This is a genomic window from Kribbella sp. NPDC000426, from assembly GCF_040300265.1.
In the GTDB taxonomy this organism is placed as follows: Bacteria; Actinomycetota; Actinomycetes; order Propionibacteriales; family Kribbellaceae; genus Kribbella.
Map to the genome: position 1 here is coordinate 303863 of NZ_JBEPDK010000007.1, position 14329 is coordinate 318191.

Annotated in this window: 14 protein-coding genes; 6 read left to right on the plus strand and 8 right to left on the minus strand. The window is 68.8% G+C overall.

What is annotated here, in order from left to right:
• Positions 1-7: 7 nt before the first annotated feature.
• Complete coding sequence (locus ABT313_RS33040) at positions 8-745, minus strand: 3-hydroxybutyrate dehydrogenase (RefSeq protein ID WP_350861904.1); 738 nt, start codon at positions 743-745, stop codon at positions 8-10.
• A gap of 146 nt (positions 746-891) precedes the next feature.
• Between ABT313_RS33040 and ABT313_RS33045 the strand changes: the two genes are divergently transcribed.
• A complete protein-coding gene (locus ABT313_RS33045; RefSeq protein ID WP_350861906.1) occupies positions 892-3153 on the plus strand; it encodes an FdhF/YdeP family oxidoreductase in 2262 nt (753 codons plus the stop codon).
• On the opposite strand, the gene ABT313_RS33050 is transcribed toward ABT313_RS33045, so the two are convergent.
• Complete coding sequence (locus tag ABT313_RS33050) at positions 3128-4417, minus strand: MFS transporter (protein ID WP_350861908.1); 1290 nt, start codon at positions 4415-4417, stop codon at positions 3128-3130. The two genes, ABT313_RS33045 and ABT313_RS33050, sit on opposite strands and share 26 nt — an antisense overlap.
• 62 nt (positions 4418-4479) lie before the next feature.
• Here ABT313_RS33050 and ABT313_RS33055 point away from each other — a divergent pair, with 62 nt between their 5' ends.
• A complete protein-coding gene (locus ABT313_RS33055) occupies positions 4480-5076 on the plus strand; it encodes a CGNR zinc finger domain-containing protein (RefSeq protein WP_350861910.1) in 597 nt (198 codons plus the stop codon).
• A 75-nt stretch (positions 5077-5151) separates the two neighbouring features.
• Here the strand turns inward: ABT313_RS33055 and ABT313_RS33060 are convergent, their stop codons facing one another.
• The 3 genes from ABT313_RS33060 to ABT313_RS33070 form a co-directional block, all read right to left on the minus strand.
• Positions 5152-5817: a nucleoside/nucleotide kinase family protein gene (locus tag ABT313_RS33060; protein ID WP_350861912.1), complete on the minus strand. Its 666-nt coding sequence runs from the start codon at positions 5815-5817 to the stop codon at positions 5152-5154.
• A gap of 69 nt (positions 5818-5886) precedes the next feature.
• Positions 5887-8091, minus strand: coding sequence for an MMPL family transporter (locus ABT313_RS33065; RefSeq protein WP_350861914.1), 2205 nt, complete (start codon positions 8089-8091; stop codon positions 5887-5889).
• Positions 8092-8275: 184 nt separating this feature from the next.
• Complete coding sequence (locus ABT313_RS33070; RefSeq protein WP_350861916.1) at positions 8276-8812, minus strand: M48 family metallopeptidase; 537 nt, start codon at positions 8810-8812, stop codon at positions 8276-8278.
• 523 nt (positions 8813-9335) lie between these two features.
• Here ABT313_RS33070 and ABT313_RS33075 point away from each other — a divergent pair.
• Complete coding sequence (locus ABT313_RS33075; RefSeq protein ID WP_012922897.1) at positions 9336-9494, plus strand: DUF5679 domain-containing protein; 159 nt, start codon at positions 9336-9338, stop codon at positions 9492-9494.
• A 94-nt stretch (positions 9495-9588) separates the two neighbouring features.
• Positions 9589-10902, plus strand: coding sequence for an ABC1 kinase family protein (locus tag ABT313_RS33080; RefSeq protein ID WP_350861918.1), 1314 nt, complete (start codon positions 9589-9591; stop codon positions 10900-10902).
• On the opposite strand, the gene ABT313_RS33085 is transcribed toward ABT313_RS33080, so the two are convergent.
• The gene (locus ABT313_RS33085) at positions 10889-12361 is read right to left on the minus strand and encodes an MFS transporter (protein WP_350861920.1); all 1473 of its coding nucleotides are present in this window, start codon (positions 12359-12361) and stop codon (positions 10889-10891) included. The genes ABT313_RS33080 and ABT313_RS33085 overlap by 14 nt on opposite strands.
• An 87-nt stretch (positions 12362-12448) precedes the next feature.
• On the opposite strand from ABT313_RS33085, the gene ABT313_RS33090 reads away from it, so the two are divergent.
• Positions 12449-13234: a DUF899 domain-containing protein gene (locus tag ABT313_RS33090; protein ID WP_350861922.1), complete on the plus strand. Its 786-nt coding sequence runs from the start codon at positions 12449-12451 to the stop codon at positions 13232-13234.
• Between the two features lies 1 nt (position 13235).
• On the opposite strand, the gene ABT313_RS33095 is transcribed toward ABT313_RS33090, so the two are convergent.
• Positions 13236-13403 carry a hypothetical protein gene (locus tag ABT313_RS33095; protein WP_350861924.1) on the minus strand — a complete coding sequence of 56 codons (168 nt, stop codon included), beginning with the start codon at positions 13401-13403 and terminating at the stop codon, positions 13236-13238.
• A gap of 104 nt (positions 13404-13507) precedes the next feature.
• On the opposite strand from ABT313_RS33095, the gene ABT313_RS33100 reads away from it, so the two are divergent.
• Positions 13508-14032 carry an NUDIX hydrolase gene (locus tag ABT313_RS33100; RefSeq protein ID WP_350861926.1) on the plus strand — a complete coding sequence of 175 codons (525 nt, stop codon included), beginning with the start codon at positions 13508-13510 and terminating at the stop codon, positions 14030-14032.
• Positions 14033-14101: 69 nt separating this feature from the next.
• Here ABT313_RS33100 and ABT313_RS44775 read toward each other — a convergent pair whose 3' ends face one another.
• The gene (locus ABT313_RS44775; RefSeq protein ID WP_233715080.1) at positions 14102-14320 is read right to left on the minus strand and encodes a putative WhiB-interacting protein; all 219 of its coding nucleotides are present in this window, start codon (positions 14318-14320) and stop codon (positions 14102-14104) included.
• Positions 14321-14329 lie beyond the last annotated feature (9 nt).

Sequence of the window (14329 nt, forward strand, 5' to 3'; positions counted from 1 at the left end):
CCGTGAACTAGTGGGCGGTCCAGCCGCCGTCGAGGACGAACGAGCTCCCCGTGATGGAGGCGGATGCCGGGCCGCACAGCATGGCCACCAGCTCCGCCACTTCGGCCGGCTCGATCAGCCGCTTCACCGCGACCGGCTCGAGTAGGACCTTGTCCAGCACCTCTGACTCGGACAGGCCGTGCGTCGCGGCCTGGTCCGCCAGCTGAGCCGTGACCAGCGGCGTACGGACGTAGGCCGGGTTGACGCAGTTGCTGGTCACTCCGTGCGCCGCACCTTCCAGTGCGACGACCTTGCTGAGGCCCTCCAGCCCATGCTTCGCCGCAACGTACGCCGCCTTGAACGGGCTGGCCCGGAGACCGTGGACCGAGCTGATGTTCACCACGCGGCCCCAGCCGGCGCCGTACATGTGCGGCAGCGTCTGCCGGATCAGCCGGAACGGAGCCTCGAGCATGAGCCGGATGATGTAGCTGAACCGCTCCGGCGGGAACTGCTCGACCGGTGCGACCTGCTGTACGCCGGCGTTGTTCACCAGGATGTCGACGTCGGTCGGCAGCTCGGACAGCCGCTCCAGGTCGGACAGGTCGGCCCGAATCGTCTCCATGCCCGCCATGCCGTCCAGCGCGTCCAGACCGGTCTGGTCGAAGTCCACGGCGATCACGTGGACGCCGTCCGCGGCCAGGCGCTGGGCGCAGGCGGCGCCGATACCTGACGCGGCACCGGTGACGAGGGCTCGACGGGTCTCCATGGCCGATGACTGTAGAAATCCCGGCCACCGCACACTATGGGATCGCGGCACACAACCCGCGGACGCCCTATGGCGCGACACGCCACTTATCCGCAACCGTGCCTATCAAACCTGCGACGGTCGATAGCTGGACCTATTGTTGAAACATGGTCGATATCGAACAGCCGAAGAAGAAGGCCGCCGGCGTCCCCGCGGTGCTTTCGTCGTTCAAGTTCGGTTTCCGGGAGATGGGTCCCGCGCGGACCGGCAAGGTGTTGCTGAAGATGAACCAGGACGGCGGCTTCGACTGCCCGTCCTGCGCCTGGCCGGACCCCGACCACAAACGCAAGCACGCGGCGGAGTTCTGCGAGAACGGCGCGAAGGCGGTGGCCTGGGAGGCGACCCGCAAACGGGTGCCGCGGGAATTCTTCGCCGAGCACTCGGTCGAGGCGATGAACGAGATCTCCGAGTTCGACCTCGGCAAGCTCGGCCGGATCACCGAGCCGATGCTGCTGCGGGCCGGCGCGACCAACTACGAGCCGGTCGGCTGGGACGAGGCGTTCCAGGTCGTCGCGCGGCACCTGAAGGCCCTCGTCGACCCGAACGACGCCGTCTTCTACACCTCCGGCCGCACCAGCAACGAGGCCGCGTTCCTCTACCAGCTCTTCGTCCGCGCCTACGGCACCAACAACCTGCCCGACTGCTCGAACATGTGCCACGAGTCGTCAGGTACTGCGCTGTCGAAGGTGATCGGCAGCGGCAAGGGCGCCGTCACGCTGGAGATGCTCGAGGAAGCCGAGCTGATCGTCGTCGTCGGGCAGAACCCGGGCACCAACGCCCCGCGGATGCTCAGCCACCTCGAGATCGCCAAGCGCAACGGCGGCGACATCGTCGCGGTCAACCCGCTGCCCGAGCCCGGCCTGATGAACTTCAAGAACCCGCAGGCCGCGCGCGGCTGGATCGGCAAGGGCACGAAGCTCGCCGACCAGCACCTGCAGATCCGGATCGGCGGCGACCAGGCGCTGTTTCTTGCCATCGGCCACCTTCTGCTCGAGGCCGAGGCAGCGAACCCCGGCACGGTGCTGGACAAGTCGTTCATCGACTCGCACACCAGCGGGTTCGAGCTCTACGCCAAGCACAACACCGAGCTCGACTGGCCGGCGGTCGAGCAGGCGACCGGGCTGCGGCGCGCCGAGATCGAGGAGCTCACCCAGCGGTTCATCAAGTCCAAGGCGACGGTGATCTGCTGGGCAATGGGCCTGACCCAGCACCGCGAGGCCGTCGCGACGATCAGCGAGATCGTCAACGTCCTGCTCCTGCAGGGCAACATCGGCAAGCCCGGCGCCGGCCCCTGCCCGGTGCGCGGTCACTCGAACGTGCAGGGCGACCGCAGTATGGGCATCTGGGAGAAGATGCCGGACAAGTTCCTCGACAACCTCGACTCCGAGTTCGCCTTCACCTCGCCGCGGGAGCACGGCATCGACGCGGCCGAGACGGTGAAGCGGCTGCGGGACGGCGCCGTCCGCGTGTTCTTCGCGATGGGCGGGAACTTCGCGTCCGCGACGCCGGACACCGAGGTCGTTCATCGCGGTCTGCGCGCGTGCGATCTGACCGTGCACGTGTCGACGAAGCTCAACCGGTCGCACACGATCACCGGCCGCGAGGCGCTGATCCTGCCGACGCTCGGGCGGACCGACCACGACCACACCGCGGCCGGCCCGCAGTCGGTGACGGTCGAGGACTCACAAGGCGCCGTACACCTCTCGACCGGGAACCTGATTCCCCCGGGTCCGGAGATGAAGTCGGAGATCGGCATCATCTGCGGGCTGGCGCGGGCCGTGGTGCCGGACGTCGGCGAGATTCCCTGGGCAGACTTCGCGGACGACTACAGCCTGATCCGGCAGCGGATCGGCCGGGTCGCCGACGGGTACGAGGACTTCGAGGACCGCCTGCGGGCCAACGGCGGCGGGTTCTTGCTGGCGCATGCGGCGCGGGACAAGCGCGAGTTCAAGACGTCCGACGCGCGGGCGCAGTTCACCGCGAACGACCTGGTCTGGTTGCCGACCGAACCCGGCCGGCTGCTGCTCCAGACGCTGCGCAGCCACGACCAGTTCAACACCACGATCTACGGCCTCGAGGACCGGTACCGCGGCGTGCACGGGACCCGCGAGGTCGTCTTCGTGAACCCGGACGACCTGGCCGAGCTCGGCCTCGAGGACGGCGCGTACGTCGACATCGTCAGCGAGTTCCGCGGCGTCGAACGGCGTGCCTCGCGCTTCCGGCTGGTGTCGTACCCGACGGCGCGCGGCTGCGTCGCGGCGTACTACCCGGAGACCAACGTGCTGATGTCGGCCGACGACGTCGCGAAGGGCAGCAACACCCCCGTCGCCAAGGGCCTGACCGTCAGGCTGGAGCCAGTCGCTTCCTGAACCACGGCTGCAGTACTGCGAGCGCCCCGGCAACCGCTGCGCTCATGAGCCACAAGCCGGTCGGGCCTGTCCGTTCGAGGAGTTGCGTGACGGTGAGCGGGGCGATCGTGGTCGCGATCCCCCAGCTCAGGCCGAAGACGGCGAGGTACCGGCCGCGCGCCTCGTCGGGTGCTAGGCCGGAGGCTTGGGTGAGGTAGCGGGTCAGGAGAAAGAGGTCGCCGAGGCTCCACAGGATCGAGGCGACCACGAAGACCGGCAGGCTGCCGGCCAGCGCGCAGACGACCAAGCCCGCGGCGAGCAGCGCATAGCCGATGGCGATGGACCGGAAGTCGTCGAGGTTGCGCACGCGCAGCAGCCGTTGCGCCACGATCAACGTGATCGCGGAGATGGCCAGGATGATCCCGATGCCGGACTTCGGGAGCCCTTGCTCGACCAACGTCAGCGGCAGTCCGATGATGATCTGCATGTAGATCGTCGCGAACACAGTCCCGCCGGCAAGAAGCAGCAGCAGCCGGCGATCGCGCCAGACCGACACCCCGCGACGACCACCTGGCCCCTCGAGCACCGGCGAACCAGCTTCCTCACGCACCGCCGAGCTGGCTTCCTCGCGCACCGGCTGTCGCCGATCGCTGGCGACCAGCCGTGCGCCACCGGGCGCTGTCACTTCGTCCAGTCCATGCCGCGCTTCGCTCGGGAGGGCGACCGCCACCAGCGCGGCGCAGGACAGGCAGGTGATCGCGTCGGCGATGAAGAGCCAGCGGAGATCCCAGTGGCTGAGCGCGGCGGCGAGGAGACCAGCCAGCACGCCCGCGGCGGCCAGTGCGGCGCTGTAGAGACCGTAGGCGGCGGGGCGGTCGGACGGCTCGGTGACATCGGCGATCATCGCCTGGCTCGGCGGCTCGTAGATCTCGAACGCAAGGCCGAGCAGGATCGTGGCGAGCACCGCCGACCACAGCGAGTGGCTCAGCGCGATCCAGAGTTGGGCGATCGCACAGCCGGTCAGGCCGAGGACGATTGTCCGGCGCCGGCCGAGGCGGTCGGCCAACTGACCGCCGAGCAGCCGGGACGGGATCGTCGCGGCGCCGAAGGCCGCGAGGATCAGGCCGGCCTGTCCGAGCGAAGCACCGAACTCGACCGTCAGCACCACCCCGAGGAACGGGAGCGTGAACGCACCGATCCGGTTCACCGCGCGGGCGACCACCAGGATCCAGACAGTCCGGGACAACCCACGCCAGGGTTCGGTCAGCGTGGCAACAGCACTCATGGCGACTCCATGACTGTCTAAACGGATATGATCGGTCACGCACGAGCTTAGAGAGAGGCGTCATGACCGGTCAAGTGTCTTTTGATAGTCACGCACGGAGCGTGCTCGCCGCCGCGGTCGAGTACGTGAACCGGCTGACCCCCGGGTACTCCGGCGGCGTCGCGTACGCCGCACCCGCCGACGACCCCGACGCGATCACCGAAGCCGTGGCGCAGGCCCTGACGGCGATCGGTCATCCCCCGAAGTCGGTGCCGGTCGACGACGCCCGACGCCTCAAGCAGCTGGCCGGCCGGATGCGGCTGATCTTCGAAGCCGCCGCGGCCGACGACCTGGACGCGGCCGCCACGGAGATCAACGCACTCCTCCTGGACACCAACGCCCGCCCTCAACTCGACCGCGGCCGGGACCGCCCGTGGAGCCTCCACTTCCACGGCCCCGACGAACAACTAGCCAACGGCTGGGCCGCCGGCTGCGCCGCCGGCCTCGCCCTTGCCGTCGGTAGCGACCTGGCCGGCCGCCTGGGCGTCTGCGCGGCCCCCCACTGCGACCGCGTCTTCGTCGACTTCTCCAAGAACGGCCAACGCCGCTTCTGCTCCCCCCAATGCCAAAGCCGAGTCAAAGCCGCCGCCCACCGCGCCCGCCAGCAGGCCACTAACTGAGCCGCGGACGAGCCCTCGGGGACTGGGGATATGCCATTGCCTATTCCCAGTCCCCAGCAGGCGGTCCGCGATCCGCTACGCGCGGCGGGTTAGACGAGGGGCCGCTGGGTCCTCGTTGTTCACGACTAGTTGGGCGCGGGTGGCAGGGTGGATCTGGTCGACGTACATGCGTTCGCCGGGGATGTATCTGGTCAGGTAGCGGTGCTCGGCGGCTGCGGGGGAGTCCATCCAGGCCTGGTCGCGGGCGGTTCCTCGGTGGAGGACGGTGTCGAAGCTGACGTGGAGGTAGATGCGGAGATCCCAGTGCGCGTCGAGTTCGGGTCGTTGGAGGAAGGCGCCGTCGGCGAGGAGGATGGCGTCTGGTGCGGCGGTTTGGACTGGTGAGTCGAGGGCGGAGCGTGCAGAGGTTTCGCGGACCCCGACGACATAGCGGCGGTCGCCATCTGGTCCGAGTGGCAGCAGGAGCTGGTTGCGGACTGCGTCGTAGTCCCACATGTCCAGGTAGTAGCTCTCGGGCGAGTCGATCGGGTACGCCGTTCGCAGTTCCGGCGCTCGCTTGAAGTAGTCGATGCCGGCCCGGATCACCTCGCGCGAGGTGCGCCCACGCAGTACGTCAGCCAGCTCATCGGCGAGCGTGGTCTTGCCGGCCGCGGAACAGCCGTCGATCGCCACCCGCACCGGATGCGGCCGCTCGACCGCGAGTACCTCGGACGCCAACTCCCCCAGGACCTCTGCTCGCATGAGCGCCATCCTCCACGACGACAGGCGCCCCACCCGAATGGTTTTCGGGTGGGGCGCCGGGTCAGCGGTTCAGCCGACGGGAGTCAGCTCGCGCTCCTCCTCGGGCGCCGGCGGGAGCGGCGATGCGTGCTTGGCACGCTTGCCCCGAAGCCACCTCGGTGCCCACCAGTTGGCGTCGCCGAGCAGGATCATCACGCTCGGCAGGACGACAGCGCGGATGATCGTCGCGTCGATCAGGATCGCGACTGCCAGCCCGACTCCGAGCTGCTTCATGTCCAGCGTGCTCAGCGTCGCGAAGACCGCGAACACCCCGATCATCACCGCCGCCGCGCTGGTCACCACGCCGGCCGAACCGGTGATGCCCTCGGCGACAGCCTGCCTGGTCGGCACACCCCGCTGCACTGCCTCACGGATCCGGCTGACGACGAACACGTGGTAGTCCATCGACAGACCGAACAGCACCACGAAGAGGAACAGCGGGAGCCAGCTGACGACCGCGCCGTTCGACCGGAAGTGCAGCAACCCTTCGGCCCAGGTGTTCTGGAAGACCGCGGTGACGACGCCGTACGCCGCTCCCGCGCTCAGCAGGTTGAGTCCGATCGCGGTGACCGCGACGACCACCGAGCGGAACGTCACCATCATCACGATCATCGTCAGCAGCAGCACGAACCCGATCACCAGCGGCAGCTTGTCCCGCGTGTGCGCCGCATAGTCGACGTCCGCGGCGACGAACCCGCCGACGGCGTACTCGACACCGGGCACCTTGCCGACCGTCTCCGGCATCAGCTCCTTGCGCAGCTTGGTCAGCGAGTCCCGAGCCTGCTGGCTGCCGCCCTCGTACGGCGTGGCGACCTCGAGCGTCGTGACCGTGCCGTCCTTGGAGACCCGCGGCTCCTCGAGACCGTCCGCGGCGAACAGCTTGTCGTCCTTCGTCCGCTGCATCAGGTCGGCCAGCGCGGCCTTGACCGCGGGCGCCTGGTTGGCCGGCGCCCGGACGGCGACCTCGTGGCTCGTCCCCGTGCTCGGGAACGCCGCGGTCAACCGGTCGTACGCCTTCATCACCGACGTCGTCCGGGGCAGGTCCTCGGTGCCCGGGAATTTCAGCTGCATCCCCAGCGCGGGCGACGCGACCGCGAGCAGCGCGGTGACGGCGACGAGCAGCGTGGCGATCGGGTGCTTCAGCGCCGGCTTCAGCACGGTCGGCCAGAACCGCGGCTGACCCTTCGACGCCGTCAGGCGCCACAGCAGCGGGATCCGCGGCCGATCGACCCACCGACCGAGCTTCGCCAGTACGGCGGGGAGCACGGTGAGCGAACCGACGACAGCCACCGCGACGACGAGGATCGAGCCGACCGCGAAGGACGAGAAGACTGCGTCGCGGGCGAGGAACAGGCCCGCCATCGAGATGATGACCGCCGTACCCGAGACGACGACCGCGTGTCCGGAGGTCGCCGCGGCGATCTCGACCGCGTCGACGTGGCCGCGACCCTTGGCACGCTCCTCACGTTCACGGCGCAGGTAGAACAGCGAGTAGTCGACGCCGACCGCCATACCGATCAGCAGGATGACGCTGTTGACCGCGTCGACCGCGGGCACGAGGTGTGATGCCGCCGCCGCTAAGCCGATCGCTGCGGCGACCGCGGACAGTGCCAGCAGCAACGGCACCGAAGCGGCGATCAGGGCGCCGAACGCGATCAGGAGGATCGCCAGCGTCACCGGCAGGCTGAACATCTCCGCCCGCTTGAAGTCCTTGCCCAGCGTCTCGCTGAGCGCCTTGTCGATGGACAGTCCACCGACCTCTTCGATCCGGAGATCCGGATACTGCTTCTGCACCTGGGCGGTGGTGTCGAGCAGCGGCTGCACCCGTGCATCGGAGTCGGCCCCCTCGGCGGCGTCCTTCAGGGTGACCCTGACGATCACCGCTTCCTTGTTCGGCGACGGCATCGGCTGCGCGACCTCCGCGACCCCACCGAGGGCGCGCATGCGCTGGATGACGACGCCGGCGGCCTTGTTCGCCGCGGCCTGGTCGAGCTGTCCGGACGGCGCCGTGATCAGCACGCTCTCCACGTCCGGGTCGTCGAAGTTGCCGGACTTGACGATGTTGTCCGCCCGGGTCACCTCGCCGATGTCGCCCTCGTTCTTCGACTCCTTCGTGCCGGTCATCGAGCCGAGCGCGAAACAGGCGGCCACGACGACAACCCACATCGCGATCGCCCGCCACGGATGGGTGGCGCTCCAGCGCGCCGCCCGTACCGTGATCTGTCCCCTGGCCATGCTTCCCTGCCCCTCTGCGCCCCCTCGGGCACCCCACCCAGCGCTCCTGGCGTGGCGCTGGCTACGGGCAAAAGCCTGACCGGCCGGGACCGGTCGCGGCCATGGAGGAAGCCACCCAGCCGACCCTGGGGCTGGCCCTACCCCACCCTTTCCCGTACGCCGTACGAGCCGGGGTGATCGGAGGTCAGAAGTCCTCGAAGTCGAGCGAGGCGGCGGCCGAGACACCCTCCAGGTACCCCTCGGCGCGCTCGGCCTTCGGGTACCGGTGGACGAGGTTCCAGAAGGTGGCGTTGTGGGTCGGCTCGATCAGATGCGCGAGCTCGTGGACCAGCACGTAGTCGACCACCCAGGCGGGCATCGACTGCAATCTGGTCGACAAACGGATCGATCTGTCCGCCGGAGTGCAGGATCCCCACCGTCTGTTTTGGTTCGAAACCCACCTCACAGACGCAGGTTCGGGCACTTCCGGGAGGTGGCGACACGCGAGTTCGTGTGCTCTGGCCAACAATTTTTCGTCCGACACGCGCGATCGGCTGCGCTGCTTCTCGAGTCGCGCCAGCATGGTCTCGACCCAGCGCGCCTCCTCGGCGGCGGACAGCCGGTCGGGCATCAGCACGACCACCCGCTCACCGTCCCGGTACGCGCTGACCGTCCGCTTGCGGCGCTTGCTGCGCCGGATATCCACATACGGCGGGATCGGGCGCGGTGGAGAGTCGGCCATGGCTCAAAAATGTACCCCCCGAATCCGACAACTTTCTTCGGTCCACACCCTGTGCATCGGCGTTTCCGCAGGTCAGACGCCAGATCTTGAATCCGTCGACCCGTGTTGTTCACATCCTGTTCCCCTGGGTGTCCACAGCGTCGAGCGGCGCGTCCCACAGGTTGCGCACAGAGTTATCCACAGGGGTGGACAACGCGGGCTTGCCTGTCCGGCCGTCGCCTCCTAGCGTCATCTGCAACAGGCTCCCGGACCGCCTCCGGGGCCGCTCGGAGGGGAAGCCGAGCTGCTCCGGAGGCGGATCACCGGGAGCCTGTTCCGTGCCGGCGAAAGTTTCGGTAAGGGCTTTCCCCCCGGGATTCAGGCGGCGCGCTGACCGTGAGGTGCGCTTGAGCCTGCGCCAGGAGGCCGTAGGGTGAATCCCGACTGGGCCGCACGGCCTACGGCAGGACGGTCTGCCGTTCAGCATCCAACGACTGCCCGGGGCGAGACCCCGGGCTGGAATTCAAGCAAGGAGAGGGCCCTCATGGCAGAGACCTGGAGCGGCGAGTTCTACTGCGTCAAGTGCAAGGCCAAGCGCACCGCCGACGGCGAGGTCAAGGTCAACGACAAGGGCACGCGCATGGCGAAGGCCAAGTGCCCCGAGTGCGGTACGAACCTGAACCGGATCCTCGGCAAGGCCTGACGCACAAGGTCGTAGGGGCGGTGTCCGGCACGATGTCTGTGCCGGGCACCGCCCCTGGTTCGTCCCGGCTTGGGCGACCGGACAGAATGGAGACGTGTCGGACCTTCCTCGCAAGGCGCTGAGCCGGACCGCGAAACTTGCCAGCCTGCCCCTCGGTGCCGCCGGGCGGGCGACGGTCGGCCTGGGCAAGCGCATCGGCGGCGCTCCCGCCGAGGCCGTGTTCGCCGAGTTCCAGCGCCGGACGGCCGACCAACTGTTCGCCGTCCTGGGTGAGCTCAAGGGCGGCGCGATGAAGTTCGGGCAGATGCTCAGCCTGATGGAGTCCGCGATGCCGGAGGAGCTCGCGGCGCCGTACCGGGCGACCCTGACCAAGCTGCAGGACTCCGCCCCGCCGATGCCGGCCTCGACCGTGCACACGATCCTGTCGCGGGAGCTGGGCAAGCGCTGGCGGGACCGGTTCGAGGAGTTCGACGACCTGCCCGCGGCGGCCGCGTCGATCGGTCAGGTCCACCGCGGCCGGCTCAAGGACGGCCGTGAAGTCGCGGTCAAACTGCAGTACCCGGGCGCCGCGGAGGCGCTCCGCTCGGACCTGAGGCAGCTGGGGCGGTTCGCCCGGACGATCGGCGCCGTGGTCCCCGGTCTCGAGGTGAAGCCGCTGGTCGCGGAGCTCCAGGAGCGGATCGGCGAGGAGCTCGACTACGACCGCGAGGCGCAGGCCCAGCAGCAGTACGCCGACGCGTTCAAGGACCACCCGGAGTTCGTCGTACCGCGGGTCATCAAGCACTCCCCCACGGTCATCGTGTCCGAATGGATCGAGGGCCGCCCGCTGTCGTCGTACATCACCGACGGCAGCAAGCAGGAGCGGGACGAGATCGGGCTGAAGTATGCCCGGTTCATGTTCAGCGGCCCGAAGTACGCCGGTCTGCTGCACTCCGACCCGCACCCGGGGAACTTCCGGGTGATGGCCGACGGGCGGCTCGGAGTGGTCGACTTCGGGCTGTGCGCGCGGCTGCCGGACGGCCTGCCGCCGGCGATCGGGCGGCTGCTGCGGATCTCGCTGATCGGCGACGGCGAGGCGGTTCGCGACGGCCTCAAGGCCGAGGGCTTCATCAAGCCGCGGATGGAGATCGACCCCGAGCAGCTGATGGACTACCTGTCGCCGTTCGCGGAGCCGGCCCGCGAGGAGACGTTCCAGTTCAGCCGGGCCTGGATGCGCGCGCAGGCGAACCGGACCGGTGACTTCCGGTCCCCCAACGCGTCGCTGGCGCTCCGCCTCAATCTGCCCCCGTCGTACCTGCTGATCCACCGCGTCTGGATCGGCGGCATCGCCGTGCTGTCGCAGCTCGAGGCCGAGGCCCCGTTCCGCTCCGTGCTGGAAGAGCTCCTGCCTGGCTTCACCGACGCCTGAGGGCCGGGATCGCCCGCAACGTGACGGCCAGCAGGACCGCTACGGCGGCCAGAGCCACCGCGGTGATTCCTGCGGCCAGGTGGAGGCCGCTCGTGAAGGCGTCACGCGCCTGGTCCAGGAGGTCGCCGCTAGCGCCCTGGGCGATCGCCTCGCCGAGTGAGTTGCCGCCGCGGCCGTCCATCTGGCCGCGGTACACCGCCGTGACCACGCTGCCCAGTACTGCGATGCCGAGCGAGTAGCCGAACTCGTTGCTGGTCTGCGTCAGCGCGGCGGCCGAGCCTGCCTTCTCCGGCGGGACCGAGCCGATGACCAGGTTCGTGCCGAGCGTGACCAGCGGTGCCGGGCCGACGCACTGGATCGCGAAGGCGACCACCAGGACCGTCGTGGACGTCGCCAGCGCCATCATGAGCATCCCGACGACCGTGAACGCGATCGCCGCCGGAATCAGCACGCTCGGCCGGATCCGCTGGGCCAGCCGCGGCGCCACCTGGAACGCGACGGTCGTCGTGAGCATCCCCGGTACCAGCGCCAGCCCGGCGGCCAGCGGGGTCATCCCCTGGACCAGCTGGAAGTACTGCGCGACGAACACCATCACGCCACCGGACAGCATCGAGAACGCCAGCATGCTCCCGAGCGTCACGCTGAACGTCCGCCGCGTGAACAGCCGTACGTCGACCAGCGGGTCCTCCAGCCGCCGCTGCCGCCGTACGAAGATCCAGCCGAACACGCCCCCGATGAGGAGTGCGCCGATCGACTGCACGCCCGGGCCGTGGGCGGCCAGGTGCTTCAGTCCGTGGATGGCCGGCAGGATCGCGGCCAGCGACAGCAGCACGCTCGGTACGTCGATCCGCCCGGCCGTCTCGTTGCGGTACTCCGGGAGCAGGAACGGCCCGACGACGAGCAGCACGACCATCGCAGGTACGCCGATCAGGAACGCCGAGCCCCACCAGAAGTGGTTCAGCAGGACGCCGCCGACGATCGGACCGATCACCGCACCGACCGTGAAGCAGCCGGCCCACACGCCGAGCGCCTTCGCCCGCCGGCCCTCGTCCGGGAACAGCGTGGAGATCAGCGACAGCGTGCACGGCGCGATCGCGGCGCCGGCGATACCGAGCACCGCGCGAGCCCCGATCAGCATGCCGGGGTTGACCGAGTATGCCGCGACGATCGAGGCGATCCCGAAGACGGCGGCCGCGATCAGCAGCAGCCGACGGCGACCGAGCCGGTCCCCGAGGTTGCCCATGGTGATCATCAGGCCCGCCACCATGAAGCCGTACACATCGAGGATCCACAGCTGCTGGCTGCCGGTGGCGCCGAGCGCCTCGGTCACGGCCGGGACCGCCAGCAGCATCACGAACAGGTCCAGCGAGACCAGCAGCGTGGCGAGGCACAGCACGCCCAGCGCGATCCATTGCCGGCGGCCGGTGCTCACCGTGTCCGTCTCCGGAGCGAGCGTCATGATCGGGGTCCTTCCACAGGAGTGTTGTCACCTCTGCGTCGGACGAAGCGGTCCGGTATCGACACCCGCCGGGATTATGTTCGGGTCATGACGACGTTCGGAAATCTGCCCGAGGTGGTTGCGTCGGAGGAGTGGCTCGCGGCCCGTCTGGAGCTGCTCAGGCTGGAGAAAGAGGTCACGCGGGCGCGCGACCGCCTCAACGCCGAGCGCCGACGGCTGCCGATGGTCCGGATTGACAAGCCGTATGTCTTCGCGGGGCCGGACGGCGAGGTCGGGCTGCTGGACCTGTTCGACGGGCGGGACCAGTTGGTGATCCACCACTTCATGTTCGGCCCGGACTGGGACGAGGCATGCCCGAGCTGCTCGTCGGCCGCCGACGAGATCGGCAACCTTCGCCAGCTGTACGTGCGCAACACGTCGCTGGTGGCGGTGTCGCGGGCGCCGTACCCGAAGATCGCGGCGTTCAAGGAGCGGCTGGGCTGGGCGTTCCCGTGGGTCTCGTCGTACGGGAGTGACTTCAACTACGACTTCCACGCCACGCTCGACGACCGGGTCGCGCCGGTGCTGCTGCACTTCCGCTCGCAGGAGCAGCTGGCGAACGAGAAGGGTACGCCGTGGTCGGGCGGGCCGTGGACCGCCGACATGAACGGCGAGGAGCTGCCGGGGATCAGCACGTTCCTCCGGGTCGGCGACGAGGTGTTCCACACGTACTCGACGTTCGGGCGCGGCATCGAGGACTTCCACAACTGCTACCGGTACCTCGATCTGACCGTCCTCGGCCGGCAGGAGGTGTGGGAGGAGCCGAAGGGACGCGCGGAGCCGCTCGGGCTCCACGTCGGCGGACCCGCGATGCGGGTGCCTGATCAGTACTGATTCACCAGTAGACCGAGTCGAGCTTGCCTTCGATGCTGCGGACGTTCTCCCGGGCACAGCGGTCGCAGTACACGAGCTTGCGCCCGTCCTCGATCGAGGTCATCCAGCTCAACGGCACGTCCTCCGACTCCGCCTGCTGACCACACAACGCACAGGTAGCACTCGCCATGGCACCAGGGTATGTCGCCCGATCCCACGCCGTAGCGAGCAGGTGCCGTGCCGAGTGCCGCGCAGTAGGCGTGGGGTCGGGCGACATGCCCTAGTCTGCACCGCGTGCGATGGACAGTTCACGGCGAGGCCGAGGTCTGGGGCAATCGGTGGCTGAGCGTACGGCGGTTGGACGTCGAGCAGCCTGACGGTGAGCGTTTCGACTATCACGCGGTGCGGCTGAAGGACATCGCCGCCGCAGTGGTCACTCAGGACGACCACGTGTTGTTGATGTGGCGGCATCGGTTCCTGACCGATACGTGGGCCTGGGAGCTGCCGATGGGGATCATCGAGGCGGGTGAGAGCCCGGAGGCCGCGGCGGGGCGTGAGCTGGAGGAGGAGACCGGGTGGCGGGCCGAGGGGCTCACCGAGCTGATCCGGTCGGAGCCGGCGGCCGGGATCATGGACTCGCGGCACTTCGTGTTCCGGGCACGTACGGCGATCCGGGTCGGGGAGCCGACTGAGCGGAACGAGTCGGACCGGATCGAGTGGATCCCGCTGGCCGACGTACCCGGGATGATCGCACGCCACGAGATCGTCAGCGGGATCACGCTGGTCGGATTACAGCAGCTGTTGATCCAGGAACGCTGAAGGGGCGGCACCCCCTGTGGGTGCCGCCCCTCAGTTGTTTCAGCTGGTCAGGCTGGTGGTACTGGTGGATCAGACGAGACGGGCAAGTGCGAGGCGCGCACGTGCGCTGGCCCTCTCAGCTCGCCGGCCTGCCCGCTCGGCCTGCTTCTGCGCCTTCTCGATCTGGTGAGCGAGGCGGAAGCGCCGGTTCTGCTCTGCGGCCTTCAGTGAAGCCCGACAATGAGCACGAGCGAGATCTTCATTGAGTAAATGCATTTCGGTGCTCCTGTGTGAAGTCTGGTTGGTCATCGTTCGGTC